This window comes from Cognaticolwellia mytili (genome assembly GCF_002104475.1).
Lineage (GTDB): Bacteria > Pseudomonadota > Gammaproteobacteria > Enterobacterales > Alteromonadaceae > Cognaticolwellia > Cognaticolwellia mytili.
The window spans coordinates 948,182-974,815 of sequence record NZ_NBOF01000002.1; the positions used below are offsets into that span (position 1 = coordinate 948,182).

The 26,634-nt window shown below is 39.1% G+C and carries 31 protein-coding genes; 16 read left to right on the forward strand and 15 right to left on the reverse strand.

Translation table 11 applies throughout. From position 1 onward, the window contains the following. Positions 1-61: 61 nt before the first annotated feature. From B7C41_RS09020 to zapE, 6 genes are all read right to left on the reverse strand, one after another. Positions 62-760 (reverse strand): cytochrome c1, encoded by a 699-nt coding sequence (locus B7C41_RS09020; RefSeq protein ID WP_085298447.1) that lies wholly within the window; start codon positions 758-760, stop codon positions 62-64. Next, positions 757-2,025 carry a cytochrome b gene (locus B7C41_RS09025; protein ID WP_085298448.1) on the reverse strand — a complete coding sequence of 423 codons (1,269 nt, stop codon included), beginning with the start codon at positions 2,023-2,025 and terminating at the stop codon, positions 757-759. Before B7C41_RS09025 ends, B7C41_RS09020 begins: the two co-directional genes overlap by 4 nt. After that, positions 2,025-2,615, reverse strand: a complete 591-nt coding sequence (gene petA / locus B7C41_RS09030; RefSeq protein ID WP_085298449.1) for a ubiquinol-cytochrome c reductase iron-sulfur subunit — start codon at positions 2,613-2,615, stop codon at positions 2,025-2,027. Before petA ends, B7C41_RS09025 begins: the two co-directional genes overlap by 1 nt. Before the next feature lie 444 nt (positions 2,616-3,059). Continuing rightward, on the reverse strand, positions 3,060-3,452 hold the full coding sequence (gene rpsI / locus B7C41_RS20270; RefSeq protein WP_211279503.1) for a 30S ribosomal protein S9: 393 nt from the start codon (positions 3,450-3,452) through the stop codon (positions 3,060-3,062). A gap of 3 nt (positions 3,453-3,455) precedes the next feature. Then, positions 3,456-3,884, reverse strand: coding sequence for a 50S ribosomal protein L13 (gene rplM, locus B7C41_RS20275; RefSeq protein ID WP_211279504.1), 429 nt, complete (start codon positions 3,882-3,884; stop codon positions 3,456-3,458). 255 nt (positions 3,885-4,139) lie between these two features. Continuing rightward, positions 4,140-5,255 carry a cell division protein ZapE gene (zapE, locus tag B7C41_RS09040; protein WP_085298450.1) on the reverse strand — a complete coding sequence of 372 codons (1,116 nt, stop codon included), beginning with the start codon at positions 5,253-5,255 and terminating at the stop codon, positions 4,140-4,142. A 176-nt stretch (positions 5,256-5,431) separates the two neighbouring features. Here zapE and B7C41_RS09045 point away from each other — a divergent pair, with 176 nt between their 5' ends. The 3 genes from B7C41_RS09045 to B7C41_RS09055 all read left to right on the forward strand — a co-directional run bounded on the left by B7C41_RS09045 (position 5,432) and on the right by B7C41_RS09055 (position 8,584). Continuing rightward, entirely contained in the window at positions 5,432-5,896 is a 465-nt protein-coding gene (locus B7C41_RS09045) for a YhcB family protein (RefSeq protein WP_085298451.1), read from the forward strand. Between the two features lie 66 nt (positions 5,897-5,962). Beyond that, a complete protein-coding gene (locus tag B7C41_RS09050) occupies positions 5,963-7,318 on the forward strand; it encodes a Do family serine endopeptidase (protein WP_085298452.1) in 1,356 nt (451 codons plus the stop codon). A 204-nt stretch (positions 7,319-7,522) separates the two neighbouring features. Continuing rightward, the gene (locus B7C41_RS09055; protein ID WP_235839661.1) at positions 7,523-8,584 is read left to right on the forward strand and encodes a trypsin-like peptidase domain-containing protein; all 1,062 of its coding nucleotides are present in this window, start codon (positions 7,523-7,525) and stop codon (positions 8,582-8,584) included. 94 nt (positions 8,585-8,678) lie between these two features. Here the strand turns inward: B7C41_RS09055 and murA are convergent, their stop codons facing one another. From murA to mlaF, 7 genes are all read right to left on the reverse strand, one after another. Further along, positions 8,679-9,941: a UDP-N-acetylglucosamine 1-carboxyvinyltransferase gene (murA, locus tag B7C41_RS09060; protein ID WP_085298453.1), complete on the reverse strand. Its 1,263-nt coding sequence runs from the start codon at positions 9,939-9,941 to the stop codon at positions 8,679-8,681. 27 nt (positions 9,942-9,968) lie between these two features. Then, on the reverse strand, positions 9,969-10,226 hold the full coding sequence (locus B7C41_RS09065; protein ID WP_085298454.1) for a BolA family protein: 258 nt from the start codon (positions 10,224-10,226) through the stop codon (positions 9,969-9,971). 24 nt (positions 10,227-10,250) lie between these two features. Then, on the reverse strand, positions 10,251-10,559 hold the full coding sequence (locus tag B7C41_RS09070) for an STAS domain-containing protein (RefSeq protein WP_085298455.1): 309 nt from the start codon (positions 10,557-10,559) through the stop codon (positions 10,251-10,253). 68 nt (positions 10,560-10,627) lie between these two features. Further along, entirely contained in the window at positions 10,628-11,263 is a 636-nt protein-coding gene (locus B7C41_RS09075) for an MlaC/ttg2D family ABC transporter substrate-binding protein (protein WP_085298456.1), read from the reverse strand. Positions 11,264-11,265: 2 nt separating this feature from the next. Continuing rightward, entirely contained in the window at positions 11,266-11,736 is a 471-nt protein-coding gene (mlaD, locus tag B7C41_RS09080; RefSeq protein WP_085298457.1) for an outer membrane lipid asymmetry maintenance protein MlaD, read from the reverse strand. A gap of 45 nt (positions 11,737-11,781) precedes the next feature. Then, positions 11,782-12,558, reverse strand: coding sequence for a lipid asymmetry maintenance ABC transporter permease subunit MlaE (gene mlaE, locus B7C41_RS09085; RefSeq protein ID WP_085298458.1), 777 nt, complete (start codon positions 12,556-12,558; stop codon positions 11,782-11,784). Continuing rightward, complete coding sequence (gene mlaF / locus B7C41_RS09090) at positions 12,558-13,364, reverse strand: phospholipid ABC transporter ATP-binding protein MlaF (RefSeq protein WP_085298459.1); 807 nt, start codon at positions 13,362-13,364, stop codon at positions 12,558-12,560. The genes mlaE and mlaF overlap by 1 nt, the downstream gene beginning before the upstream one ends. A 363-nt stretch (positions 13,365-13,727) precedes the next feature. Between mlaF and B7C41_RS09095 the strand changes: the two genes are divergently transcribed. The 12 genes from B7C41_RS09095 (at position 13,728) to mgtE (ending at position 23,120) form a co-directional block, all read left to right on the forward strand. Continuing rightward, positions 13,728-14,708 (forward strand): calcium/sodium antiporter, encoded by a 981-nt coding sequence (locus B7C41_RS09095; RefSeq protein WP_085298460.1) that lies wholly within the window; start codon positions 13,728-13,730, stop codon positions 14,706-14,708. A 16-nt stretch (positions 14,709-14,724) separates the two neighbouring features. Continuing rightward, the gene (locus tag B7C41_RS09100) at positions 14,725-15,690 is read left to right on the forward strand and encodes a KpsF/GutQ family sugar-phosphate isomerase (RefSeq protein ID WP_085298461.1); all 966 of its coding nucleotides are present in this window, start codon (positions 14,725-14,727) and stop codon (positions 15,688-15,690) included. Next, entirely contained in the window at positions 15,687-16,238 is a 552-nt protein-coding gene (gene kdsC / locus B7C41_RS09105; protein ID WP_407919557.1) for a 3-deoxy-manno-octulosonate-8-phosphatase KdsC, read from the forward strand. The genes B7C41_RS09100 and kdsC overlap by 4 nt, the downstream gene beginning before the upstream one ends. Next, on the forward strand, positions 16,235-16,801 hold the full coding sequence (gene lptC, locus B7C41_RS09110; protein ID WP_085298463.1) for an LPS export ABC transporter periplasmic protein LptC: 567 nt from the start codon (positions 16,235-16,237) through the stop codon (positions 16,799-16,801). Before kdsC ends, lptC begins: the two co-directional genes overlap by 4 nt. Continuing rightward, positions 16,767-17,312: a lipopolysaccharide transport periplasmic protein LptA gene (lptA, locus tag B7C41_RS09115; protein ID WP_085298464.1), complete on the forward strand. Its 546-nt coding sequence runs from the start codon at positions 16,767-16,769 to the stop codon at positions 17,310-17,312. The genes lptC and lptA overlap by 35 nt, the downstream gene beginning before the upstream one ends. After that, positions 17,313-18,044, forward strand: coding sequence for an LPS export ABC transporter ATP-binding protein (gene lptB, locus B7C41_RS09120; RefSeq protein WP_085298465.1), 732 nt, complete (start codon positions 17,313-17,315; stop codon positions 18,042-18,044). Between the two features lie 67 nt (positions 18,045-18,111). Continuing rightward, on the forward strand, positions 18,112-19,620 hold the full coding sequence (locus tag B7C41_RS09125; RefSeq protein WP_085298466.1) for an RNA polymerase factor sigma-54: 1,509 nt from the start codon (positions 18,112-18,114) through the stop codon (positions 19,618-19,620). Between the two features lie 37 nt (positions 19,621-19,657). Next, the gene (hpf, locus tag B7C41_RS09130) at positions 19,658-19,945 is read left to right on the forward strand and encodes a ribosome hibernation promoting factor (RefSeq protein ID WP_085298467.1); all 288 of its coding nucleotides are present in this window, start codon (positions 19,658-19,660) and stop codon (positions 19,943-19,945) included. A 30-nt stretch (positions 19,946-19,975) separates the two neighbouring features. Further along, positions 19,976-20,428, forward strand: a complete 453-nt coding sequence (gene ptsN / locus B7C41_RS09135) for a PTS IIA-like nitrogen regulatory protein PtsN (RefSeq protein WP_085298468.1) — start codon at positions 19,976-19,978, stop codon at positions 20,426-20,428. Between the two features lie 6 nt (positions 20,429-20,434). Then, positions 20,435-21,289: an RNase adapter RapZ gene (gene rapZ / locus B7C41_RS09140; protein WP_085298469.1), complete on the forward strand. Its 855-nt coding sequence runs from the start codon at positions 20,435-20,437 to the stop codon at positions 21,287-21,289. 19 nt (positions 21,290-21,308) lie between these two features. Then, positions 21,309-21,581 (forward strand): HPr family phosphocarrier protein, encoded by a 273-nt coding sequence (locus B7C41_RS09145; protein ID WP_085298470.1) that lies wholly within the window; start codon positions 21,309-21,311, stop codon positions 21,579-21,581. A gap of 177 nt (positions 21,582-21,758) precedes the next feature. Beyond that, positions 21,759-23,120, forward strand: coding sequence for a magnesium transporter (gene mgtE, locus B7C41_RS09150; protein WP_085298471.1), 1,362 nt, complete (start codon positions 21,759-21,761; stop codon positions 23,118-23,120). 195 nt (positions 23,121-23,315) lie between these two features. Here mgtE and pmbA read toward each other — a convergent pair whose 3' ends face one another. After that, the gene (pmbA, locus tag B7C41_RS09155; protein ID WP_085298725.1) at positions 23,316-24,671 is read right to left on the reverse strand and encodes a metalloprotease PmbA; all 1,356 of its coding nucleotides are present in this window, start codon (positions 24,669-24,671) and stop codon (positions 23,316-23,318) included. Positions 24,672-24,788: 117 nt separating this feature from the next. Between pmbA and yjgA the strand changes: the two genes are divergently transcribed. Beyond that, on the forward strand, positions 24,789-25,307 hold the full coding sequence (gene yjgA, locus B7C41_RS09160) for a ribosome biogenesis factor YjgA (RefSeq protein ID WP_085298472.1): 519 nt from the start codon (positions 24,789-24,791) through the stop codon (positions 25,305-25,307). Positions 25,308-25,425: 118 nt separating this feature from the next. On the opposite strand, the gene B7C41_RS09165 is transcribed toward yjgA, so the two are convergent. Continuing rightward, positions 25,426-26,583 (reverse strand): succinylglutamate desuccinylase/aspartoacylase family protein, encoded by a 1,158-nt coding sequence (locus B7C41_RS09165; RefSeq protein ID WP_085298473.1) that lies wholly within the window; start codon positions 26,581-26,583, stop codon positions 25,426-25,428. Positions 26,584-26,634: the final 51 nt, after the last annotated feature.

Genomic DNA, 26,634 nt, shown 5'->3' on the forward strand with positions numbered 1-26,634 from the left:
AAAGGGGGCCAAAGCCCCCAGTAATATCTAAAGTTTACACTGTTTTACACAACATAGAAAACTAGTGTACATCTCTCCAATATTCTTTCTTCAGTAAGTAAGAGAAGAATAATAGGATAAATAGGAATCCAATAACCCAATAACCCATGCTTTCGCGCTCAAGTTTATTTGGCTCACCAGTATATTCCAAGAAGTTGGTTAAATCACGAGCAAAAGCATCATACTCTTCTGCTGTCATTGAACCGCCTGTTGCTTCACTTAAGTTTCCGTGCTCATCCATAGTGCGAACACCTTGAAGGTTTTGCAATACATGCGGCATACCCACATCTTTAAAAACTTTATTGTTAACACCAAATGGACGTGCTTCATCAACATAAAAAGAACGTAAATAAGTGTAAATCCAATCAGGGCTTCTAAAGCGAGCTTCAAGTGTTAAATCTGGAGGTGTGCTACCAAACCACTTCGCGGCTTCTTTCCCTGGCATAGTATTAGTAATATGATCACCAACTTTTTCACCAGTGTACATATAGTTAGCCAAGCCATCTGCATCAGAAATGTTTAAATCAGCAAAAGTACGATTGTAACGCTGATATTTCAGTTCATGACAAGCTAAGCAATTATTAATATAAGCTTCGAAGCCACGTTTTAGTGATGCTTTATCGCTTAAATCATTGTTTGCCTTGTCTAAATGTAAGCTAGGACCAGATGCTACAGCTAGCATAGGGAGTACAGCTAAAACTGCTAAAATAAGTTTTTTCATTTTCCTGTAACCCTCTCTGGAACTGGTTTCGTTTTCTCGTTTTTACTGTAAACCCACAGCGCAACAAAGAAACCAAAATAACCGAAACTCGCAACGATACCAATCATGTTATTTAACGGTGTTGCAGGTAATGTACCTAGCGCACCAAGCACGATGAAACAAATTGCAAATTGCACAAGGTTTACCGTATGAGCAGTACAACGGAAACGTAATGACTTAACAGTGCCACGGTCGAACCAAGGCAATAAGAATAATGCGACAATTGCACCAAACATACCTACAGCACCTAGAAGCTTGTCAGGAATAATACGTAAAATCGTATAGAACGGGCCAAAATACCATACAGGAGCAATGTGCTCTGGTGTTTTCAAACCGTTAGCAGGTTCAAAGTTTGGCGCTTCCATAAAGTAGCCACCACCTTCTGGTGCGAAGAACATAACCCAGCAGAAGCCAATTAGGAAGATAACAACAGCAACTAAATCTTTCACCGTATAATATGGGTGGAAAGGTATCGCATCAACAATATCGTATTTCTTAGTGTATTGTTCGTGGAAAGTAAATTTGCTTTGCTCCTCAAGAGGTACACTGCCTTTAGGCTTCTTGATATTAGTACCATCTGGGTTGTTTGAACCAACCTCATGTAACGCTAAAATGTGTAAGAAAACTAACACAACCAACACTAATGGCAAGGCAATAACATGCAATGCAAAGAAACGGTTTAGCGTAGCACCGGAGATAACATAATCACCACGTATCCAAAGCGTTAAGTCATCACCAATCACTGGTATCGCACCAAAGATAGAGATAATTACTTGTGCACCCCAGTACGACATATTACCCCAAGGTAATAAGTAGCCCATAAATGCTTCAGCCATTAACACTAAGAAAATTAACATACCAAATAACCACAATAACTCGCGAGGTTTCTGGTAAGAACCGTACATCATGCCACGGAACATATGCATATAAACAACGATAAAGAATGCTGAGGCACCCGTTGAATGCATATAACGTAATAACCAACCGTAGTCGACATCACGCATGATGTATTCTACAGAAGCAAATGCACCTTCGCCTGATGGTTCGTAGTTCATTGTTAGCCATACACCAGTTAATAACTGGTTAACTAAAACAACACTTGCCAAAATACCGAAAACATACCAAAAGTTAAAGTTCTTTGGTGCAGGATATTGTGCAGCATGTTTGTTCATCGCATCCATTAGAGGTAGACGCTGTTCGATCCAAGCCATTAAGTTATTCAGCATTATGCTTCTCCTTCAGATACACCAATTAATAAGGTATCTTCAGTAGGAAATGAATGTTCAGGGACCATCAAGTTTGTTGGTGCTGGTACACTTTGAAAAACACGACCAGCCATGTCGAATTTAGAACCGTGACACGGGCAAAAGAAACCATTTTTAACTCCGGCCACATGCTGTTCGAAATCACCTTTATGGTGAGTAGGGGCACAGCCTAAATGAGTACATACACCTAATGCTACCAAAAACTCTGGTTTAATTGAGCGAAACTCGTTAGTCGCATAAACAGGTTGTTGTGGAACTTCAGAATTTGGATCTTTCAATTGGTCATCATGTACACTTAAACTAGCAAGTGTTTCATCTGTTCTACGTACAACATATACTGGTTTACCGCGCCATTCAGCACGAACTAATTGACCAGGCTCTATTTTACCAACATTGACTTCAACCGGCGCGCCTTTAGCTTTCGCTCGAGCGCTAGGGTTCCAAGATCCAATGAAAGGCACAGCCACACCGACAACACCAACACCACCAACTACCGAAGTAGCTGCAGTTAGAAAGCGTCGACGGCCGTTATTAACGGGCGCATTGCTCATTCAAACTCTCCAATTATTATCTAGCTAAAACAACAACACATGACTAAGAATTTCACCTAGTAATTGTGCCGATTGCTGATTGACTAAATCAACGACAAAAAAATTGCTCTGATCATAAAGAAAACCCTTGTTTTTTACAAGGCAATTCCCCTTTTCAGCAAAGGTTTATGCAAATAAAAGTCAATTGCTAATCATCACACACAGTAAATAAAAACCATTCGCATTAACTGGTTTGTTGCCATGTCTATTGCAAATATATTTTGGCAAAATCTTTAAAGCTAATGACTACTTAGGAAATATGGGGTGAAATTATTATCGAGTAGTAAGTTGATATTTGCCAATATGAATTTTACGAAAAAAAATGTAAATGAATTATGATGCCAATCAAATTTTTGACATAAAAAAACCGGCATAAGCCGGTTTTTGAAATCGTAAACGTAAAAATTAACGTTTTGAGAATTGTGGTTTCTTACGTGCTTTATGTAAGCCCACTTTCTTACGCTCAACTTTACGAGCATCACGAGTAACGAAGCCAGCTTGACGTAGAGGACTACGTAAAGTTTCATCGAACTCCATTAATGCACGAGTAATACCGTGACGAATTGCGCCAGCTTGACCAGAAATACCACCACCAGAAACAGTGATGTTAAAGTCAAACTTTTCTAACATTTCAACTAGTTCTAATGGTTGACGAACAACCATACGAGCAGTTTCGCGACCGAAGTACACAGAAATGTCACGTTTGTTAATTGTGATTGCACCGTTACCAGCTTTCATGAACACACGAGCAGTTGAGCTCTTGCGACGACCAGTACCGTAATATTGATTATCAGCCATTGCTTAAAGCTCCAAAAGTTGTGGTTGTTGTGCAGTATGTTTATGTTCAGTACCCGCGTAAACTTTAAGTTTACGGAACATTTCACGACCTAAAGGACCTTTAGGTAACATACCTTTAACAGCAAGCTCGATAACGCGCTCTGGTGCTTTTTCAATAAGCTTTTCAAAGCTTATTTGCTTAAGGCCACCAACATATTCAGTATGCGAATAGTAAATTTTACCTTTCGCTTTGTTACCAGTTACACGTACTTTCTCAGCATTGATAACAACGATGTAATCGCCAGTATCTACGTGAGGAGTGTATTCTGCTTTATGCTTACCACGTAAACGGCTTGCAATTTCAGTAGCGATACGACCTAAAGTTTTATCTTCGGCGTCCACTAAGAACCATTCGCGTTGTACGCTTTCTGGTTTAGCTACAAAAGTTTTCATTAAAAACCCAATTATATAAATGTTACTTAAATAATAACCTAAGAAAATCTTAAGTTATCCGTTATAAGACTACGCTGTTGCCCCTTCGAGCATCGAGTCCGTTGCAGATTCTCTGGAAAAAGAATAAGCTCTTGTAACGTAGGGACCGCGGATTATACAGAAGAATTATTTAAAGATCACGCCTAATTTTTAATCTTTTAACTTTATCAATAAAAAAGCTGTTAAAAATATGAAATGCTTATGATAACTTAGCCACTAAGGTAAATGCTCGCTGGCTAGGTAGTCATGTGACTGCATTTCTTGTAAGCGGCTTAAACAGCGTTTAAATTCAAAGCTTAATCGTCCATCTGTATATAGTTGTTCAAGCGCGACTTCTGCCGACATTATTAACTTAACATTTCGTTCATAAAACTCATCAACCAAGGCAATAAATCGACGTGTACTATCATCCTTATCTGCACCCATTTGCGTAACATTTGCTAATAGCACTGTATGATAAACTTTGCTTAGCTCCATATAGTCGCCTTGACTACGTGCAGATTCACACAACGTCGAAAACTCGAAATGCACCACGCCATCAGACTCTTGCACTGTTGGTAATGGTCGGTTATTAATTTCAATAACCTTCCCAAGATTACCAACATCTGTAGATAATTGCTTAAAGTAATGATTTAAATTGTCGTCAGCTTGTTGGTCAAGTGGAAAATGGAAAATTTCAGCCTGCTCAAGTGTGCGCAAACGATAATCAACCCCGCTATCAACATTAACAATACTACAATGCTGATTAATTAGTTTAATTGCAGGTAAGAAACGCTCGCGTTGCAAACCATTACGATATAAATCATTTGGTACTATATTTGACGTGGCAACTAACGTGACATTATGAGCAAATAACTCTTCAAACAACGTACCTAAAATCATCGCATCGGTAATGTCGGAAACAAAAAACTCATCAAAACAAATAATGCAACTTTCATCAGCAAAACGCTTAGCAATAATTTTCAACGGATCTGCCTGGCCATGCAACGTTTTTAATTCTTCATGTACTCGATGCATGAAACGGTGGAAATGGACTCGTGTTTTATTTTCAAACGGTAGACAATCATAGAAGGTATCAACAAGATACGTTTTACCTCTACCAACCCCACCCCAAAAATATATGCCGGTAATGGTTTTTTGCTCTGATTTCGCAACAACACGTTTCCAACGATTTAGTACTTTTTTAAACCCCTTTACAGGTAAAGGCTTATTCACTAAATCTTCATACAATCGCTGTAGATTCTTCACCGCATTTTCTTGTGCTGCGTCAAAGAGAAAATCATCTCGCGTTAAATCTTGGGTATACTTATCAATAGGGGATAATTTAATCATTTAACAACCGTTTAGTTAGCAACTTATTTTGTTTTTCAATAACGTTTGCGCAAACTACACTTGAAAATTAGTTTTTTGCAAATATATTCACTAGTTAAGTGGCGTGAAGCACGTTATATTGAATTGAAGGTTATTTTCTCTAATTTTTTCCATGAATACAATGAAGGTACAATAATATGAATGTTGTTTTAGGACTAGGTCTATTTATCGTTGGCGCAATCGTCGGTTTTTTTGCTAACAAAGCACTTTTTTCATCATCTCAAGAAACTCAAAAATTGGCAGAAAAAGCCAGCCAAACTGAATCAGAATTAGCACAATATAAACTTGATGTTGCAGAACATCTTGAAAACTCAGCAAAACTGCTTGATCAAATGAATCATACTTGCCAAATCGCTATGACACAAATGGCGCAAAGCACACAATTGTTGCAACAAGCAACGCCTGAAAATATTGAAAACATGCCATTTTTCTCAAAAGAAACACAAGAGCAGTTGGCACAAACTGTCAGCTTACGTCACAACAAAGATGCTCGTAAAAATGATGAAGTTATTTCAGAGCCACCACTTGATTATTCTGGCGCACCAAGCGGTTTGTTTGATGATAAGAAACAAAGTGTTACAAATAGCGAAGCAAATAGTTAGGAACTAATTTTTTTATTCCATGTCTTTAAATAGGTATAAATTATTTAATTAGGAGTTTTCTGTTGTATGAAAAATTTATCAGTTTTAGTTAATACCGTGTTACTTTCCAGCACAATTGCGATGGCAAGCCTCCCAGTGCAAGCTGCATTACCTCATGTTGTAAATGGACAAAGCATGCCGAGCCTAGCTCCTATGCTTGAAAACGTAACACCGGGAGTCGTGTTAATTTCAGTTCGCGGCACCCATGATGTAAAACAACAAGTGCCTGACGCCTTTAAATTTTTCTTTGGTAAGCCACGCCAAGGCCAACAACAAGAACGTCAATTTCGAGGTTTAGGCTCCGGTGTTATTATTAATGCTGACAAGGGTTATATTGTTACCAACAGTCACGTAGTTAACGATGCTGATGAAATTCAAATTACCTTAAAAGATGGTCGTCAAATTGAAGCGAAAAAAATTGGTGGTGACGAGGCAAGTGATATTGCGTTACTACAAATTGAAGCCGATGATTTAGTCGAAGTTAATATCGCTGATTCTGATGAAATACGTGTCGGTGATTTCGCAGTTGCTATTGGTAGTCCATTCGGGCTTGGACAAACGGTTACTTCAGGTATTGTCAGTGCTTTAGGCCGCAGTGGTTTAAACATCGAAAACTATGAAGACTTCATTCAAACAGATGCCGCCATTAACAGTGGTAATTCAGGTGGCGCACTTATCAACCTTCGCGGCGAGCTTATCGGCATAAATACCGCAATACTTGGGCCTAATGGCGGCAATGTCGGTATTGGTTTTGCTATTCCAAGTAATATGGTTGAGAACTTAGTCAATCAAATTATTGAATTTGGTGAAGTTAGACGTGGTGTTTTAGGTGTTGCAGGTCGAAGCGTTAATAGTGAAATTGCTAAAGCGATGGAGCTTGATATAAACCAAGGTGGTTTTGTTGAACAAGTAACACCGGATTCGGCAGCTGACGAAGCTGGTATTCGCGCCGGTGATGTCATTACTAAAGTAAATGGTAAGATGATCAAAACCTTTAATGAGCTTAGAGGAAAAATTGGTTCAATCGGTGCAGGAAAAACCATACAAATTACTGTTATCAGAAAAGATGGCGAAGAAAAAGAATATGATGTAACACTGAAGAAATCTGAAGCAGCAAATATTGAAGCAGCAAGCTTACACCGTATGTTAGATGGCGCTGAGTTTGAAAATAACAATAATGGCAATGGTATTTCGGTAGTCGACATTGCAGAGAATAGTCCTGCAGCTGCAACGGGCTTACGTAAAGGTGATGTTATCAACGGAATTAACCGCCAACGTATTAAGAATATTGGTGAATTACGTAGTTACCTAAGTGACCATAAAGGCGTATTTGCTCTTAACGTGGTTCGTGATAACTCTTCTTTATTCTTAATGATTCGTTAAACCATGTTATTGAACAATTTAGCCTGTAGCTAACTGGCTAATAAACACCAAAAAGCCTGTCAAATTGACAGGCTTTTTTAATGGACATTCATTGGTAACAAGAACGAAATTGACATCGATAATCGGTTAACTCTCGACAAAACTTTATCAGAACCAAAAGATTATGTTAGTCTACAAAAAATCAATTTAATAAAAATAATTCAGTTGAAAATTCTCAGTGTCTTAAAAACTATTTTTCGTTCTGCTAGTTATGGTGTAATGTTTGCGGTTGTTTTACTATTGCTTGTGCCTGAATTACGTGAGAATAAATTATCTCTTTGGCAAGTATTCAATAAATCAGAACAACAAGTTCAACCGCTATCCTATGCAAAAGCAGTAAGATTAGCGGGCCCAGCGGTAGTAAATATTTACTCTGAAGATATTCAAGCCGGCGATAGCTACAACCAGCAGCCTAGAGTAACAACTCGCTTAGGCAGCGGTGTTATCATGCATGAACGTGGCTATATTTTGACTAATTATCATGTAGTTCAAAGTGCAGATTTGATTATCGTTGTACTACAGCGAGGACAAGAGCTTCACGCGGAGCTTATTGGTTATGATGAACTAACTGACCTTGCGGTACTGCAAGTGCAAGCGAATAATTTACCGGTAATTCCACAAAGCCCTACACTTAAGTCTCAAGTGGGGGATGTAGTATTAGCCATTGGCAACCCCCTGAATTTAGGGCAAACAGTTACTCAGGGTATCGTTAGCGCAACAGGCCAAAGTGGCTTGAGCACTAGTTATTTACAATTTTTACAAATGGACGCCGCAATTAATAATGGCAATTCAGGCGGCGCGTTGATCAACTCAAATGGTCAACTAGTTGGCATCAACTCAGCCAAGTTTGCCCAAGCTAATCGAAATGTAAATATACAAGGTATATCCTTTGCGGTGCCTTTCGAGCTTGCTCACAAAATCATGTTAAAAATAATTGAAAATGGTCAAGTTGTACGTGGCTGGTTAGGTGTTGATGCTAAAGATAACATGTCCAACTTTAAGGGCTTTATTATTGATGCTATCACGCCAAACAGCCCCGCTATGTTGGCCGGTCTACAAGCAGGTGATGTGGTTTATCAAATTAATGATATGCAATTAGGCAGTGTTAAGCAGGGCTTAGACGTTATTGCTGAAACAACACCGGGTACCATATTAAATTTCACTATATCTCGAGAAAATAAGCAATTAACATTGCCTGTGACTATAGTTGAAATTCCAAAAAAATAACCCTTCGTAATAGTTATATTTTATGAAATAAACAAAAATCCCAGCTAAGGCTAGGATTTTTATTTCTTACATAAGTTGCAATAACCGATAAATATTAGCTCGCTTTAATACGAGTAATATTAGCGCCAAGTGCTTTTAGTTTATCTTCAATTTTCTGATAACCACGGTCAATATGATAAATTCTATCAACCTGCGTTTCCGTGCTCGCCACTAAGCCGGCAATAACCAAGCTTGCAGAAGCACGTAAGTCGGTAGCCATTACTTGTGCACCGTTTAATTGCTCAACACCACTGCTAATAGCGGTATTGCCTTCAAGGCTAATATTAGCGCCCATACGTTGAAGTTCAGGCACATGCATAAAACGGTTTTCAAAAATGGTTTCTGTCGTTGTGGCAGTACCATCAGCTATAGCGTTCATTGCAACAAACTGTGCTTGCATATCAGTTGGAAACGCTGGATGCGGTGCAGTACGAATATTAACCGCCTTCGGCTTAGACAGCATTTCAAGTTCTATCCAATCATCACCTGTGGCAATAACTGCTCCCGCTTCTTGTAATTTACTTAACACGGCTTCTAGCGCTTTCGGATCAGTTTTTAAACATTTAACTTTACCTTGCGTTACCGCTGCCGCGACTAAGAATGTGCCCGTTTCGATGCGATCTGGCATCACTGAGTATTCCTTACCAAAGAGTTTTTCAACACCTTCGATAGTTAACGTATCAGTACCTGCACCAACAACTTTTGCGCCCATAGCATTCAAACAATTAGCTAGATCAACAATCTCAGGTTCACGTGCCGCATTTTCAATAACCGTTATACCATCAGCCAGTGCTGCTGCCATCATAAGGTTTTCAGTACCCGTAACACTCACCGTATCCATAAAGATAGTTGCGCCTTTTAAGCGACCATCGTTACGCGCAATAATATAGCCATTTTCTACTTCTATATCAGCTCCCATTAACTTCAAACCTTGAATATGAAGGTTAACGGGACGAGCACCAATTGCACAACCACCGGGTAATGAAACCTCAGCATGACCAAAGCGTGCTAATAATGGTCCTAAAACCAAAATAGACGCTCGCATGGTTTTAACTAGTTCGTAAGAAGCACGACAATGATCGATGTTACTCGCGTCAATCATCAAGCTATCGTCATTAAGCCATTGCGTTTTAGCACCAAACTGCGTTAATAATTTAGTGGTAGTTTCAATATCATTTAGTTTTGGGACATTGGAAAAGGTGATCGGTGTTTCGGAAAGTAATGCGGCCATTAAAATAGGTAAGGCAGCATTTTTTGCGCCAGATATTGTAACTTCGCCTTGCAGTGGTTGCCCACCAATAATTTTAAATGCGTCCAATGGTATATTCTTTTCAGTCAGTGTTAATTAAAGTGGTAAGTTAAACATTTTTTCACGTTGCCAGTCGGTTGTGGTAAACGTTTTAATTGACACCGCATGAATGGTACCTGCGTTAATCACTTCTGCTAAAGGGGCGTAAATAGTCTGTTGTTTCTTAACACGACTTAACTCGCCTAAAAAATCTGCTACTGCAATCACTTTACATTGTGAACCATCAAAGGCAACATGAATTTCATCTAACTCAACTGCATCTGTAATGAGTTTTTCTATATCTTTTATATCCACTTCTTGCTCCAAATAGCGTTCTGGTTAGGTATTTTCAATTGGCATCTGTATTGGCAGTAATGTATCAACTGCACTTAGCTTTGCCAATTTCAATAAATCTTCAGGTAAGTTAATCAACGCCATTTTACAAGCATTGTGGGCAGCTAATTCAACTAACATTAATATCCAAGCTAAGCCTGCAGTGTCTATTTTACTGACTTTAGCCAAATCGATGATGATTTTTTTTTCGTCAACCAATTTTCGATATTTTTTATCAAATGCTCGCGTTATTGTAGCACGTGTTAGCACGCCACTAATAACTGCTTTATGCTCTGATTGTTGCACTTCTATCATATCAACCTACCAATAACGCCATAGTACGCTATTTTTTCGTTATTCTAATAATAAAATTTTAAGCAATACTACTTAAACACGATATTCTTTGTGCTTTTCTCTTTTAACATCGCTGTTACATGAGGTAAGCCCTTTTGACGAATCAAGCTACTTAATTCAGCTTGCTTGCTGTCAAGTAAACTAATGCCTTCAGCCACCATATCGTAAGCTTTCCATTCCCCGGTTTTTTTGTGCTTACGAACACGGAAAGAAATATTTATCGGGTCACGTCCCGGCTCCATTACGCTGGTATTCACTGAAACAACACGCTCTTTTGAGAAGTTTTTTGCCGGTGCAAACTCAACTTTTTGATTATTGTACAGGGTAAAAACTTGCGCATACGAAGTAATAAGGTATTCACGAAATGCCGGCACAAATTTAGCTCGATCTGCTTTATTGGTTTTCTTAAAGTTACTACCAATCACTTTATAAGCTGCGTATTGATAATTGACGTAAGGCATTAATTCTTCGCGAACAATAGTTTTTAACAAATTTGGCTCTTTCCGTATTGCACTTTGCTCATTAGCAAAACGTTTAAACGTGATGTCTGCAACCGTTTCAATCATTTTATAAGGGTCTTTTTTATCAACGTCTGCACTTGCTGCTGTCGATAGGCCCAAAAATACAATGCAAAAGAGAATTTTTTTCATTACGCTAGTAATCATAATTAATCACCACTTCCTTGGCTAAACAAAAATTGCCCGATAAGCTCTTCTAACACTAAAGCAGGCTTCGTATCCTCAATAAAGTCACCGGGCTGCAAAGTCTCAACTGATTCATCAATAAAACCGGGGAGTAAACCAACGTATTGTTCGCCCAATAAACCGGCAGTCAAAATAGACACTGATGTTGCTTCTGAAAAGTCATTATATTCAGCATAAATATCTAAGGTCACCACTGGCGTATAATCTTCTGCATCTAGCGAAATATTGCTAACACGGCCAACCACTACCCCACCAACTTTAATGGGTGAGCGCACTTTAAGACCACCAATATTATCGAATTTCGCATGCAGCTGGTAAGTTTTACCATTGCCAGAAATACCACTGTCTGCAACCTTTAACGCCAACATCAATAACGCAGCAATACCTATTGCAGCAAATAAACCTACCAGTAACTCTATTTTTTTCGACACCATGTCTTCCACCAAATTCAAAAATATTTAACTAAATAACAGCAATCACTAGTTCGCAAACATTAATGCTGTTAAAACAAAATCTAAACCTAAAACCAATAATGACGACTGCACTACGGTTGAGGTTGTTGCTCGACTAATACCTTCAGATGTTGGTTCACAGGCATAACCTTTATAAACCGCTATCCAAGTTACGACGAACGCAAAGACCAAACTTTTAATAATGCCATTAAGAATGTCTTTCTCAAATGATACTTGCGACTGCATAACCGACCAGAATGTACCACTGTCAACGCCTAGCCAATCAACGCCGACTAAGTGAGCTCCAAGGATACCAACAGCCGAAAATATTGCCGCCAGCAATGGTAAACTAATAAAGCCAGCCCAAAAGCGCGGTGCAACAACGCGTCGTAATGGATCTACCGCCATCATTTCAAGGCTTGAAAGTTGCTCTGTTGCTTTCATTAAGCCAATTTCTGCAGTGAGTGCAGAGCCCGCACGACCGGCAAAAAGCAAAGCAGCAACAACAGGGCCAAGTTCACGTAACAATGACAATGCCACCATTGGCCCTAGACTTGCCTCGGCACCGTATCCAACCAGAATAGTATAACCTTGCAAAGCCAACACCATACCGATGAACAATCCGGAGACTAGAATAATAATTAACGATAAAACACCAACCGAATAAAGTTGGTTTAGTAATAAAGGAAAACCTTTGCGCGGGTTAGGTATATGGCACAACGACGATGCTAGCATCATCAATGCTCGTCCTAAGCCAGAAATTAGGTTGATAATGACACGACCTAAAGCTTGTATTTGCTTCATTATTTATCACCTCGGCCAATAAGTTCATCTTGGTAGGATGCAGCAGGAAAATGAAATGGCACTGGGCCATCAGAATCTCCTTTGACAAATTGTTGTACTAGTGGTGACGTTTGCCCATAAATTTCTGCCGGTGTCCCTTGGCCAATAATTTTTTGTTCAGCAATGATATAAATATAATCGGCGATACTCATCACTTCTGGAACATCATGCGATACCACAACTGAAGTTAAGCCCAATGCCTGCCCTAAGTCCTTAATCAAATGCACAATAACGCCCATTGAAATTGGGTCTTGCCCAGCAAAAGGTTCATCATAAAGAATGAGTTCAGGATCTAAAGCAATTGCCCGAGCCAATGCAGCACGACGTGCCATGCCACCAGAAAGCTCACTAGGTCGAAGATTTCTAGCCCCACGCAGGCCAACTGCTTCGAGCTTCATTAAAACCATTTTTTCAATCAAATCTTCAGATAATTCCGTATGTTCTCTTATTGGAAAAGCAATGTTGTCGTAAACGCTCATATCAGTGAATAACGCACCGCTTTGAAAAAGCATACTCATACGTTTACGTACATCGTATAAAACACCGCGAGATAATTGCGGGATATTATGACCATCAAATAATATTTGCCCTGATTCAGGCTTTATTTGGCCACCAATCAAACGTAGCAATGTTGTTTTACCGATACCACTAGGGCCCATGATTGCCGTAATTTTACCTTTAGGAATCGACAAACTGATGCCGTCATAAATGACACGCTCATCGCGTTTAAAGGTCATATCTTTAATATCAACTAAAATTTCGGACATATAATAGGGTTTAGCATCATTATTTATTGTTGTCTTATGTAGAAGAATTCTAACCTAGCGCAAGATATCAGTCATTAGAAATTAACAAATAATTGGTACTAAAAACGTATGGAAATGTAATAAAGTGTAAGATCTACTTTGCTTAATGTGATTTTCATGGTTTAGTACCTTTATCAATATTAGTGATGAATGCACCTGCCAAAAAACCCAGAAAATGTTTATAATGTTTCCTTCCAAACAAACTTATTGGCAAAATGAATGTTAATTGCATGTCATCAAACTCAAAGATAGGTTTATAATCCCTCTTTTATTTCATTATTAACGCAAATTAATACAATTGACCTTAGCTAACAGGAGCTTTGAATGTTCATCCAAATTTTGATCTTATTACTTTCACTAATCACTTTAGTGTGGAGTGCAGACAAATTTGTATTTGGTGCGTCATCGTTAGCGCGCAACTTTGGCATATCCCCTATGATCATAGGCTTGACTATCGTTGCCATGGGTTCATCCGCCCCTGAAATGATGATAGCGGCTACTGCTTCTTTACAAGATAATCCAGATACTGCTGTAGGTAACGCCATCGGCTCGAATATTACCAACATTGCCTTAGTACTAGGTTTAACCGCTTTATTTCATCCGCTGTACGTCTCTTCATCAACCATCAAGCGTGAAATTCCTTTAATATTAGTAATTACTGCTATCGCTACGTATATGCTAGCTAATAGTAATTTTAGTTTTAACGAGGGACTCATTTTAATTATCGGATTTTTTTCTTATCTTGCTATTTTATTATTGGTAACATTGAAGCGAGCTAAACAAAACCCAATTGACGATAAAATGGTCCTTGAAGCCGAAAAAGAAGTGCCTGATGCGGTAAGTAAACCACGCTCTTTCTTCTGGTTAATTTTTGGAATGATTCTATTGCCATTAAGTGCGAGTTTTTTAGTCGATTCTTCAGTATTCATTGCTAAAGCTTTCGGGATCAGTGATTTAGTTATTGGCCTAACTGTGATTGCTGTTGGTACAAGCCTACCTGAACTTGCGGCAAGTATTATGAGTATAATCAAAAAAGAAGATGACTTAGCATTAGGGAATATTATTGGCTCAAATATTTTTAATATTTTAGCAGTATTATCACTAGCAGGGTTAATTTCTCCTGGCGACATTGACCAAGATGCTGCTGCACGTGATGCTCCTTACATGCTAGCTACCACCTTTTTATTATTCATTTTATGTTTTAGCCGCAGTGGTAAATTTCGTATAACACGAGCAAAAGGCTTATTACTACTAGCGGTATATATTGGTTACCAAGTCCTCCTTTTTAGCCAACTTAAAGCCTAACTAACGGTATATTATGATGAAAGATTTTAAGCAACTAGCACAGAATGTCATTGAAATAGAGCAACAAGCCATCGCTGAGTTATCAGCGTTTATTGATGATGACTTCGCTAAAGCCTGTGAACTCATGTTCAATTGTACTGGCAGAGTAGTCGTAATCGGCATGGGAAAATCGGGTCATATAGGCGGTAAAATCGCAGCAACATTGGCTAGCACAGGCACACCGTCATTTTTCGTCCACCCAGGAGAAGCTAGTCATGGTGACTTGGGTATGATCACTCGAAATGACGTGGTATTAACCATATCTAACTCTGGTGAAACCGGCGAAGTACTAGCAATTATTCCTGTAATCAAACGCATTGGCGCAAAACTTATCTCCATGACAGGTAAACCTGACTCTACCTTAGCAAAATTAGCTGATAGGCATGTATGTGTACAAGTTTCACAAGAAGCTTGCCCGCTAGGCCTAGCACCTACATCAAGTACCACCGCCACATTAGTAATGGGTGACGCCATTGCTGTGGCATTGTTAAATGCTCGTGGTTTTACCGCTGATGATTTCGCTTTATCACATCCAGGTGGCAGTTTAGGTAAGCGATTATTGCTACGTTTAGCCGATATCATGCATAAAAATGATCGAATTCCCATGGTTAACGTCAATGCTAAAATAAAAGATGCGTTAGTTGAAATGTCGCTAAAAGGTTTAGGTATGACCGCTGTGGTAGATGATGAGACGGTCCTAGCAGGGCTATTTACCGATGGTGATTTACGTCGAATATTAGACGCACAGATAGATATTCATCAAGACATGATATCTAGTGTCATGACGAAAAAACCTTATGTTGCTGAGCAAGATATGCTAGCAGCAGAAGCATTAAAAATAATGGAAGACAAAAAAATTAATGGTTTAATTATTGTAGATAAGAACAACCAACCCGTTGGTGCAATGAATATGCATGATTTATTAAAATCAGGAGTGTTATAACGTTGGACAGTTTATATGGCAAAGTCGACAGTGATATTTGGCAGAAGGCCCGTAACATCAAACTCTTTATTTGTGACATTGACGGAGTTTTTTCTGACGGACGTATCTACTTAGGTAATGACGGTGAAGAGCTAAAAGCCTTTCATACGAAAGACGGTTATGGCATAAAGGCCTTAGGCGCTAGCGGTGTTGATGTCGCAGTCATTACGGGTCGACAATCCAATATCGTTCAAACTCGCATGACAGCGCTAAATGTTAAACATATAATCCAAGGGCAAGAAAATAAGCTACCAGCACTAAAAACCATGGCTACTTCACTTAATTTACGGCCAGAGCAAATTGCCTACATAGGTGATGATATGCCAGACTTTGAATGTCTTAATTATGTTGGGTTAAGTATTGCTGTAAATGATGCACATCCAGCTATTTTAAAAATATGCGACTATATTACTTATACAAGTGGCGGTTTTGGTGCCGTGCGCGAAGTTTGTGATTTAATCATGCAGAGCCAAAAGACCCTAGCTGATGCAACGGGCGCAAGCATATGAATCGAATATACAGTGCGACAATTGCCTTTTTCCTATTCGCTATAGCCACTTATGGTTTAATCGAATGGTATAGCGCCAAAGAAGTCGACACCAGTGTACTTGATAATAGTAACGAACCAGAATTTATCGCAGAAAACCTTAATAGTGACATTTATCAGGATGCCGGCGATTTATCATATGTTGTAGAAGCTCGACGTATGGAACATTATGAGCAATTAGAAGTTACACATTTTGAATACCCACGCTATACCTTGTATCCAAAAAATAGTAAGCCGGCTTGGCAAGTAACCGCCAACGAAGCCACCTTGTATAACAATAATCGTGTAAGATTGGAAAATCGTGTCAGGCTAATTGCCACAGACAAAGAAAGTCTAATACAAGAAGTGCATGGAAAAAATTTAGAAATGGACTTGAAAAGCAATATAATTAGCTCAGAGCAAACTATTCTAATATTAGGTAAAGGATTTACTATGTATGGCTCAGGATTAATTGTAGACTTAAACACAACACAGATGACATTGACCGAACATGTACAAACCATTTATAAAAACGTTAAAAATTAAATTAACTTACTTAGTAGCACTTATTCTATTAGTGCCAGTAGTAAACGCCGAAAAATTTGATGTTGAGCAAGAAATTAAAATTTCTTCGGATCGGCAAGCCGCAGATCTGAAAAATAAAATTTTCAGTTATATTGATAATGTCATTATTTCTCAAGGCACTTTGACCATCAATGCTGATTTGGTGCAAGTTATCACACAAGATAAAAGCAATGAAAAAACTTACATTGCTAAGGGCTCACCTGCGACATTCGAACAAACCTTAGAAGATGGCAGCCCAATTAATTTGCAAGCCAATGAAATTAGGTATGAACCAGCGAAGAACATGGTGGTCATTTCTGGTCATGCTCTGTTACGTCAAGAAGGCAGTGAAGTGAGCGGCAGTAAAATTACTTATAATTTCGAAACTGAGTATGTTAATGCTGAAAGTTTAGAAAATGCTAAAGTTGAAACAGTACTGCAACCTAAAGCTAAAGCGGTATTACCGAAAGAACTTAAGGAAAAGCTCAAGTAAATGTCGAATTCAACATTATCTGCCACTGGCTTAGCAAAATCTTATAAAGGTAGAAAAGTCGTAAAAAACGTCAGTTTAAAAGTTTCAGCAGGGCAAATTGTTGGCTTATTAGGGCCAAACGGAGCGGGTAAAACCACATCATTTTATATGATTGTCGGCCTAGTCGATAATGATGATGGTGCAATTAGTTTAAACGATGAAGACTTAACCTTACTGCCTATGCATGAACGTGCACGTAAAGGGATTGGTTATTTGCCGCAAGAGGCATCGATATTTCGTAAACTATCCGTTTACGATAATATTATGGCAATTTTACAAACTCGAAAAACATTATCTGATGTTGAAAAAGAAGAAAAGTTAGAGCACTTGCTTGAAGAGTTCAATATTAGTCATATTAAAGACAACTTAGGCATGAGTTTATCAGGTGGTGAACGTCGACGCGTAGAAATTGCACGTGCGTTAGCAGCTGATCCAAAGTTCATTCTACTAGATGAACCTTTTGCTGGAGTTGATCCTATTTCGGTAGGTGATATAAAAAAAATTATCCTACACTTAAAGGACCGTGGTATTGGTATCCTGATAACTGATCATAATGTACGTGAAACATTAGATGTTTGTGAACATGCCTATATTGTCAGTCATGGTGAACTTATTGCGGAAGGAAACTCAGATCAAATTCTTGCAAACCAACACGTAAGAGATGTATACCTAGGCGAGCAATTCACGCTATAGTTAATAATAGACTGTTAGCAGTAAAATAATAATGTTCTAAATTAGTCACAGGGAAACAAAAAACTAAATGCGTCCTACTCTGCAACTCCGTATCGGACAACAGCTCACGATGACCCCACAATTGCAGCAAGCAATTAAGCTGTTGCAATTGTCTACCTTGGATCTACAACAAGAGATTCAGGAAGCACTTGAAAGTAATCCATTATTAGAGATGGATGAAAATCAAGTCAACGCTTCAGAAAATACCCCAGATAATTTAGAAGAGGCCTTCTCAGTAAGTACTAATAACAGTAATGAAGTGACACCTTCAGATGGCAGTGAAGACTCAGCACCGACCATCGATGAAATTAGCTCTGCCGAAGGTTTAGCGAAAACAGATATACCTGAAGAACTTAATACCGATACAACATGGGATGATAATTTCAGTGCGGGCACTAGCAGTAGTGGTGTTGGTCCAGCATCTGAAGACTATACGTATCAAGGTGAAACTAAAGACTCTATTCAAGATCACCTTATTTGGCAAATGGAATTAACGCCTTTTACAGAAACCGATCAAGCCATTGCTGTCGCGATTATTGAAGCGATTGATGAAGCGGGTTATTTGACGGTATCTGCTGACGAAATCTTAGAAAGTGTTGGTATCGAAGGGTTAGAACTAGACGAAATTGAAGTGGTATTGAAACGTATTAATGTTTTCGATCCTGTCGGTGTGGCAGCACGCTCAATTCCAGAATGTTTACTTATCCAGCTCAATCAGTTTTCTAAAGACACACCATGGTTAGCGGAAACAAAAGTAGCTGTTAGAGACCATATTGATTTACTGGGTAATCGAGACTATCGTCAATTAATGCGCAAGCTACGCTTAAAAGAAGAACAACTGCGCGAAGTTATACGCCTTATTCAAACCCTTGACCCTCGTCCTGGTGATAGTGTTATTAAAAGTGAAGAGCAATATGTCATTCCTGATGTTTCAGTCGAAAAGAAGAATGGCCGTTGGACCGTTGAATTAAACCCGGACACTGCACCTAAATTATCAGTCAATCAGCAGTATGCTGCGATGTCTAGATCCATGAAATCAACCACTGACACACAATTTATTCGCTCTAATTTACAAGAAGCAAAGTGGTTTATTAAAAGCTTAGAAAGTCGTAACGATACCTTACTAAAAGTTTCTAATTGCATTGTCCAACGACAACAAGGTTTTTTTGAGCACGGCCCAGAAGCTATGCGACCTATGGTGTTAAACGATATTGCTGAAGCTGTTGATATGCATGAGTCCACTATTTCTCGTGTTACTACGCAAAAATATATGCACACACCACGAGGTATATTTGAGCTTAAATATTTCTTTTCAAGTCACGTTAGTACTGAAAATGGCGGGGAATGCTCATCAACCGCTATTCGTGAATTAATTAAAAAATTAGTCGCCGCAGAAGTAGCAGCTAAACCTCTAAGCGACAGTAAAATGGCCGATGTTTTAGCGGATCAAGGCATCAAAGTTGCCAGACGTACCATTGCTAAGTATCGGGAGTCACTCTCAATACCACCATCGAATCAACGTAAAAGCCTATTATAGGTTTGATTTATTAACCCGCAAAAGAGGATTGACGCATATGCAAATTAATCTTACCGGACACCATGTCGATGTTACTGATTCATTACGTGATTATGTTAATGGAAAATTTGAAAAATTAGAGCGACATTTTGATCATATCAACAACGTTCATGTGGTTTTAACAGTCGAAAAACTCAACCAAATAGCAGAGTCGACGGTACACTTAAGTGGCTCAGAAGTTCATGCGAAAGCAGAAAACCATGACATGTATGCTTCAATTGATTCACTAATTGATAAACTAGATCGCCAAATATTGAAATATAAAGGCAAAATAAATAAACATTAACCCCCTTCACATTAGGTTTTTGAAGTCATTATGAAGTTGCAAGACATCTTAACCCCGGACTGCACAATATGTGCAGCACCGGGTGCCAGTAAAAAACGCATTTTAGAATATTTAAGCAGTTTAGCGGCAGAAAAACTCGAAGGCCACGATACTTTTCAATTGTTGGAAAGCCTGGTAAAGCGTGAAAAAATGGGTTCAACCGGTATAGGTAGTGGCATTGCTATTCCTCACGGGCGTTTAGAAAATGCTGAAAAAGCAATTGCCGTTGTTATCACCACAGAACAAGCGATCAACTTTGACTCGATAGACCATCGCCCGGTTGATATTTTTATCGCATTATTTGCTCCAGAAGAAGAATGCCAAAACCATTTATGCACACTACAGAGCATCGCAACAATATTCCGTGATAAACAGTTTTGTAAACAAGTTCGTAAATGTGAAAGTAATCAAGCACTTTTTGAATTAATCCAACAAGCGAGTTAAAGAGCGATGAAATTAATCATTGTCAGTGGGCGTTCTGGCTCAGGTAAAAGTGTTGCACTGCGAGTATTAGAAGATTTGGGCTACTACTGTGTTGATAATATTCCAGTAAATTTACTACCTGCGCTAACACATACTGTTATTAATGATTATGAAAATGTCGCCGTCAGCCTTGATGTTCGTAATCTACCAAAAGATCCAAATGATGTGCCGGAAATTATTGATTATCTCCCTAGCGCCGTTGAATTAAATTTACTCTATTTAGATGCCGATGATAGCGACTTAATTCGTCGCTTTAGCGAAACAAGACGTTTACACCCATTAATCAAACAAAATATAGCACTTGATCAAGCTATCGCACTGGAAAAGCAATTATTAGAGCCAATTGCAACACGCGCACATTTATATATTAATACCAGTCAACTTTCACCACACCAATTAGCTGACTTAGTCCGAGAAAGAATTCTTGGCAAAAAATCTGGCTCTATGGTGGTAGTATTTGAATCATTTGGTTTTAAACATGGTGTGCCGCAAGATGCAGATTATGTATTTGATGCTCGATTTCTGCCTAACCCCTATTGGGATAAAGAATTAAAAGCTCACACCGGCTTAGATAAGCCAGTACAGGATTTTCTCGCGACTCAACCTATAGTCACTAAATTTATCTGGCAAATTAATAGCTTTATGATGACTTGGTTGCCACATCTAGAACGCAATAATCGTAGTTATGTCACGATTGCGATTGGCTGTACCGGTGGTAAACATAGATCAGTTTATATTGCAGAGTTGCTCGCCAACAATATGCGAAAAGAGCGTGTTGACGTGCAATCTCGCCATCGTGATTTAACACTTCCTAGCACATAACTTAATAACCGCACTTATTATGCCAATTAGTCGTCAAGTAAGGATCATCAATAAGCTAGGACTCCACGCTCGGGCAGCATCAAAGTTAGCCCTGCTAAGTCAAAAGTTCAGCGCGACGATAACCTTAGATTTGGGCAACAATAGCGCTGATGCCAATAGTATTATGGGTCTAATGCTACTGGCAGGTGCTCAAGGGAAAATCGTTAACGTAACCGCAACAGGCAAAGATGCAGAGCTCGCCTTAAATGAAATTTGCCAATTATTTAGTGATAGGTTTGACGAAGCAGAATAAGCACCGTTGACTTACCTGTTCAACCAGTTATTAAGTCAATAAAAAAGCTGCGAAAAGCAGTAAATTACGATAAACTAATTTTCGATATTTATTAAACACTCACTGCAACATTACCTTAATAAATATCCTTCATAATAAAAATATCAAATTCGTTTTGCAACGGCACAGGATAATAATATGCCGGAAGTTTCTGAACAAGAGTACAGCCACCAACGTCTACAGCAAGTTAATGATGCCCTTGGTAGTGGTATGTACGTTTATGTCCGTAAACTACTGCAAGATATGCCAGCATTTGATCTCGCCTTACTATTAGAGTCTTCACCAACAAAAAGCCGTACTGTCCTTTGGCAGTTAATCGACGCTGATCATCACGGTGAAGTGCTTGAAGAACTTAATGAAGAAGTTCGAAAGGGTATTCTTAAGAACATCCGCCCGGAAGAGCTTGCTGAAGTCGCAGAAGGCATGGACGTTGATGACTTAGCCGAAGTTTTCCGTACTTTACCTGATAGTGTTTATCGTAAAGTGCTGAGTTCTATGGACTCGCAAGATCGCAGTCGTGTAGAAGCCGCGCTGTCATACGAAGAAGACACCGCCGGCGGTATCATGAATACTGATACCATCTCCATTCGCCCCGATGTTACCGTCGATGTAGTATTACGATATCTACGTTTACGTGGCGAATTACCGGAAGCAACTGACTCCTTTTACGTTGTAGACAGAGAAGATCATTTCATTGGTGCCGTATCATTATCAGCCATCGTTACAGCAAAACCAGAAACGATAGTTTCAACGCTGATTGATGATGAAATAGAAGCTATTACCGCTGATATGAACGAAAAAGACGTTGCGCAACTATTCGAACGCCATGATTGGTTTTCCGCACCTGTTGTTGATGAAGAAGGTCACTTACTCGGCCGTATTACGGTTGATGACGTGGTTGACATTATTCGTGAAGAAGCTGAACACTCGATGATGAGTATGGCCGGTTTAGACGATGAAGCTGATACCTTCGCACCCGTTTTTAAAAGTACCCAACAACGCTCTGTCTGGTTGGGGGTTAACTTAATAACCGCATTATTAGCCGTTGCCGTATCAAGTATGTTTGAAGGCATTTTAAGCCAATTAGCCATACTCGCAGTGTTAAACTCTTTAGTTCCTAGCATGGGCGGCGTCGCTGGTAATCAAACCTTAACCCTAGTTATTCGTGGTATTGCTTTAGGGCATGTTGGCGAAAGTAACTCACGTATTTTACTTTATAAAGAATTAGCGGTTGGCTTCTTTAACGGTATGATTTGGGCCATATTAATCGCAACCGTAGTGGCTATTTGGCAAGAAAACATCATGTTAGGGGCAATAATTGCTTTTGCTATGTTGATGAATATGACAGCGGCTGGTATTGCAGGTGTTACCATCCCATTGATGTTAAAAAAGATGAATATCGATCCAGCGTTAGCTGGCAGCGTTATTCTAACCACTATCACTGATGTGGTAGGTATTTTTGCCTTTTTAGGTACCGCGACATTGTTTTTAGGCACTTAAACCTTAATCTTTCTGTTTAAGTAGCTAGGTGTTGCCCGCATTCTTTAACTGCTATGTGACCGCGCCCCCGAATATATACATTCTTAGTATCCATGCATCCGCGTTTTACTGTACGTCCTAAACATAAAAAGCGAGCTCTTGGCTCGCTTTTTAATTAACTAAACAAATTTCTAACTTAAACGTTAGGCAACTCGATTAATTACCTGCTACTTGCATTTCGTTAATAATAATTGAGCCTGTTCGAATGCTACCACGCATATCAATATCATTGCCGATAGCAACAATGCCCGCGAACATATCTTGCAGCTTGCCCGCGATAGTAATTTCATCAACTGGGTAAGCGATTTCACCATTTTCAACCCAAAAGCCAGCTGCGCCACGTGAATAATCACCGGTTACAACATTAACGCCTTGACCCATTAATTCAGTTACCAATAGCCCTGTACCTAGAGTTTTCAACATAGCATCGAAATCACCACCTTGCCCTGATTCTTTTATGCCTAACTGCCAATTGTGAATACCACCAGCATGACCAGTTGATTGCATACCAAGCTTACGGCCTGAATAACTTGTTAAAAGATAAGTTGCTAAGCGGCCATCAGTGATAATTTCACGGTCTACTGTCGCAATTCCTTCGCTATCAAAAGCACTACTTGCTAAAGCTTTTTTCAGATGTGGACGCTCACTGACCGACAAAAATTCAGGGAACACTTGCTTATCAATTGAATCCATTAAAAATGATGATTTTCGATATAAATTACCACCACTTATCGCCGCAATGTAGTGACCAAAGATACTATTGGCAATATCTGCACGAAACATCACAGGTACTTTAGTGGTTGCTAGTTTGTGTGCACCTAAACGTGAAAGCGCTTCAATTGAAGACTGTTGGCCGATTTTAGTCGCACTATCCATAGCGTCAAATTCACGACTAACGGTGTATGCATAATCACGTTGCATATCTTCGCCTTCATTAGCGATCATCACACAGCTTAAATTATGACGTGTACTCGGGTAGCCGACTAATTGACCATGACTATTACCATAAACTTTAAAGCCTTCAAAACTTGCTAGTGTTGCGCCGTCAGAATTAGTAATACGTTCATCATAGGCAAGAGCAGTGTCTTCACATTCTTTTGCTAGACTAATCGCCTCTTCTGTCGACAGTACTTTTGGGTGATATAAATCTAAGTCTTCAGGGTTCATCGCCAATAATTCTTTATCAGCTAAGCCAGAACAATCATCAACAGAGGTATATCTAGCTATATTTACTGCCGCTTCAATCGCTTGCTTCAAGGCTTTTTCAGATAAATCAGCCGTAGAAGCACTACCTTTACGACCTTCTTTATATACGGTAATACCCAGCGCACCATCGCTAGTAAACTCAACATTTTCAACTTCCCCTAAGCGCGTACTCACACTTAAGCCTTGCTGGCGGCTCATGGCAACTTCAGCACCATCTGCGCCTAATGATTTGGCCATTGCCATTGCGTCGTTAACGCGCTGCTTAACATGTTCTATTTGCGTTTGGATACTATCAGAATCGCTCATGGGTAAATTATTTCTCACATTTGTTCGCTATTTTTTTCGATACCAGCAACAGGAATGTTTTTGCTGTAACGGCTTTGTTGTATACTATAGGGAATTATCAATTTATTACCTAACATTATGACAAAGTCTGCCAATCAGATCGACGAATTAGAAGAAGAATTACTGAGTAAATCGGAAATAAAGCGTGAAATGCATCGACTGCAAGATTTTGGTCTTGTCATCGTAAAAATGTCTAAACACCAACGCAGCCGCTTACCACTTACTGAAGAGCTAAAGCAAGCCATGATCGTTGCTGATAAAATCACTAACAAACATGAAGCTTTACGTCGACATATTCGCCATATCGCAAAAATTCTGGCAGAAACCGATCTTGAACCCATCAAACACGCAATGGAAGTGATGGCGAACAAACATCAACAAGAATCAGTGAAGTTTGAAAAGCTTGAGCAAATGCGTGACGACTTAATTGCCCAAGGCAACGATGTCATTGAAGCCTTGTTAGCACAATTTGACACCATGGAAAGACAAAAGCTTAGACAGCTTGTACGAAATGCTAAAAAAGAGCACAGTGCTGAAAAAGTAGGTAAACATTACCGAGACTTATTTACTTACTTAAAAGAACATGTGGCTTTTTAAACACTTTTTTATCTAAAGTAAGTAATAATAACGCCCTGATATAATCTCATTGTTCAGATTAAATCAGGGCGTTTTCAATGCCACTTTCTGTTAGCCTAAATGACTAACTGCGCATTAATTACAGAACACTAAACTTACTAAATACTTTATACAGTTCAGTGCCTTGATTCACACTTGCTGAGGCAAAATGTAAAATAGGGATCACGGGATGATCCAAATTTATATAATGTAATGGATCGCCATCACCATAATTATCCATTCGCAATATCCGTGCTAAGGGCTCTCCTGCAGGTAAAGGCTCGCCAAAACTCGCTAAGTAATCGACCATGCCGCCCATTGGCGAATATAACGCTTTATAATCTTCTAACATGCAGCTGTAACGAACCATAGCTTTCGGATGATAGTCATTAGAGTTAATCACATTCTGGTACTGTAAATAACTTAAAATACCAAGCGCATCTTGATGAGCTACATCTAAATCAATTTGCTCTTGCGAACCCAGTTCAACAGTAAAGCTTTCTTTAACGATACCACATTCGCCTTCAACATTATTTTTTCGAATAGGAAAGTCTCGCCCAAGCGCTTTAAGTGTTAACTGTAATTGCCACCAAGGACAAAAAGTAGCTTCATCTAACGCGCCATCAAAACTATTAGGGATCAATAAGGTATGCGGAATATCAAAATATTTGGCACTTTCCTTAGCATATTCAGGGCAATACAAATGTTTACTTGAGATAGGGCCAGTGTGTAAATCTAGCACAATATCTGCCTGATGAGCTAAGCGTTGCAATTGATAAGCAATTCTTTGCCCTGTCGTTAAACCGTAAATATTATGATTAAGTTTTTGCTCAATTTGCTCAAGCATTAACGCTTTAAACGCAGCCTCAATTTTTTCACTACTACAATTTACATATTCTTGTGCAAACGGTTCAATAATACTGGCGTCAAAATGGAACATACGATTCCAATTAACCCCGGTTATAGGGTCAAACCTACCTAAGGTATACTCGCCATTTTTATGATTACAGCCAACCGGATTCGCATATGGTACTAAGGTAATATCGCCTTTTAGTTCAATGTGCTTTAATTGCTCTAATAGCTGAAAAATAACCGCATTGCCCTGTACTTCTGCACCATGCATATTCGCTTGAATATAAACGCTAGGGCCTTGCTCTGAGCCTTGTTGAGAGCCTTTAATGCGATATACCGGCACCGTCAGTGCTGCGCCACTGGCCATCTCACCAACATGCATCACTTCTTTACTAATTACATTCATACATAACCTTTTCATCGACTACCGCTGCCATTAGCGTAAATACCAAGAGGC

What these genes read in the sequence shown, in the direction of transcription:
- B7C41_RS09075 (WP_085298456.1), bottom strand. Translation starts at nt 11,263, where the DNA reads ATGATTACTAGCGTAATGAAAAAAATTCTCTTTTGCATTGTATTTTTG.
- B7C41_RS09100 (WP_085298461.1), top strand. Translation starts at nt 14,725, where the DNA reads ATGAAAGATTTTAAGCAACTAGCACAGAATGTCATTGAAATAGAGCAA.
- lptA (WP_085298464.1), top strand. Translation starts at nt 16,767, where the DNA reads ATGTACAAACCATTTATAAAAACGTTAAAAATTAAATTAACTTACTTA.
- B7C41_RS09125 (WP_085298466.1), top strand. Translation starts at nt 18,112, where the DNA reads ATGCGTCCTACTCTGCAACTCCGTATCGGACAACAGCTCACGATGACC.
- lptB (WP_085298465.1), top strand. Translation starts at nt 17,313, where the DNA reads ATGTCGAATTCAACATTATCTGCCACTGGCTTAGCAAAATCTTATAAA.
- rpsI (WP_211279503.1), bottom strand. Translation starts at nt 3,452, where the DNA reads ATGGCTGATAATCAATATTACGGTACTGGTCGTCGCAAGAGCTCAACT.
- petA (WP_085298449.1), bottom strand. Translation starts at nt 2,615, where the DNA reads ATGAGCAATGCGCCCGTTAATAACGGCCGTCGACGCTTTCTAACTGCA.
- B7C41_RS09165 (WP_085298473.1), bottom strand. Translation starts at nt 26,583, where the DNA reads ATGAATGTAATTAGTAAAGAAGTGATGCATGTTGGTGAGATGGCCAGT.
- mlaF (WP_085298459.1), bottom strand. Translation starts at nt 13,364, where the DNA reads ATGTCCGAAATTTTAGTTGATATTAAAGATATGACCTTTAAACGCGAT.
- B7C41_RS09070 (WP_085298455.1), bottom strand. Translation starts at nt 10,559, where the DNA reads ATGATAGAAGTGCAACAATCAGAGCATAAAGCAGTTATTAGTGGCGTG.
- B7C41_RS09020 (WP_085298447.1), bottom strand. Translation starts at nt 760, where the DNA reads ATGAAAAAACTTATTTTAGCAGTTTTAGCTGTACTCCCTATGCTAGCT.
- pmbA (WP_085298725.1), bottom strand. Translation starts at nt 24,671, where the DNA reads ATGAGCGATTCTGATAGTATCCAAACGCAAATAGAACATGTTAAGCAG.
- mgtE (WP_085298471.1), top strand. Translation starts at nt 21,759, where the DNA reads ATGCCGGAAGTTTCTGAACAAGAGTACAGCCACCAACGTCTACAGCAA.
- yjgA (WP_085298472.1), top strand. Translation starts at nt 24,789, where the DNA reads ATGACAAAGTCTGCCAATCAGATCGACGAATTAGAAGAAGAATTACTG.
- rapZ (WP_085298469.1), top strand. Translation starts at nt 20,435, where the DNA reads ATGAAATTAATCATTGTCAGTGGGCGTTCTGGCTCAGGTAAAAGTGTT.
- B7C41_RS09095 (WP_085298460.1), top strand. Translation starts at nt 13,728, where the DNA reads ATGTTCATCCAAATTTTGATCTTATTACTTTCACTAATCACTTTAGTG.
- B7C41_RS09025 (WP_085298448.1), bottom strand. Translation starts at nt 2,025, where the DNA reads ATGCTGAATAACTTAATGGCTTGGATCGAACAGCGTCTACCTCTAATG.
- ptsN (WP_085298468.1), top strand. Translation starts at nt 19,976, where the DNA reads ATGAAGTTGCAAGACATCTTAACCCCGGACTGCACAATATGTGCAGCA.
- mlaD (WP_085298457.1), bottom strand. Translation starts at nt 11,736, where the DNA reads ATGGTGTCGAAAAAAATAGAGTTACTGGTAGGTTTATTTGCTGCAATA.
- B7C41_RS09050 (WP_085298452.1), top strand. Translation starts at nt 5,963, where the DNA reads ATGAAAAATTTATCAGTTTTAGTTAATACCGTGTTACTTTCCAGCACA.
- rplM (WP_211279504.1), bottom strand. Translation starts at nt 3,884, where the DNA reads ATGAAAACTTTTGTAGCTAAACCAGAAAGCGTACAACGCGAATGGTTC.
- B7C41_RS09145 (WP_085298470.1), top strand. Translation starts at nt 21,309, where the DNA reads ATGCCAATTAGTCGTCAAGTAAGGATCATCAATAAGCTAGGACTCCAC.
- hpf (WP_085298467.1), top strand. Translation starts at nt 19,658, where the DNA reads ATGCAAATTAATCTTACCGGACACCATGTCGATGTTACTGATTCATTA.
- mlaE (WP_085298458.1), bottom strand. Translation starts at nt 12,558, where the DNA reads ATGAAGCAAATACAAGCTTTAGGTCGTGTCATTATCAACCTAATTTCT.
- lptC (WP_085298463.1), top strand. Translation starts at nt 16,235, where the DNA reads ATGAATCGAATATACAGTGCGACAATTGCCTTTTTCCTATTCGCTATA.
- zapE (WP_085298450.1), bottom strand. Translation starts at nt 5,255, where the DNA reads ATGATTAAATTATCCCCTATTGATAAGTATACCCAAGATTTAACGCGA.
- B7C41_RS09045 (WP_085298451.1), top strand. Translation starts at nt 5,432, where the DNA reads ATGAATGTTGTTTTAGGACTAGGTCTATTTATCGTTGGCGCAATCGTC.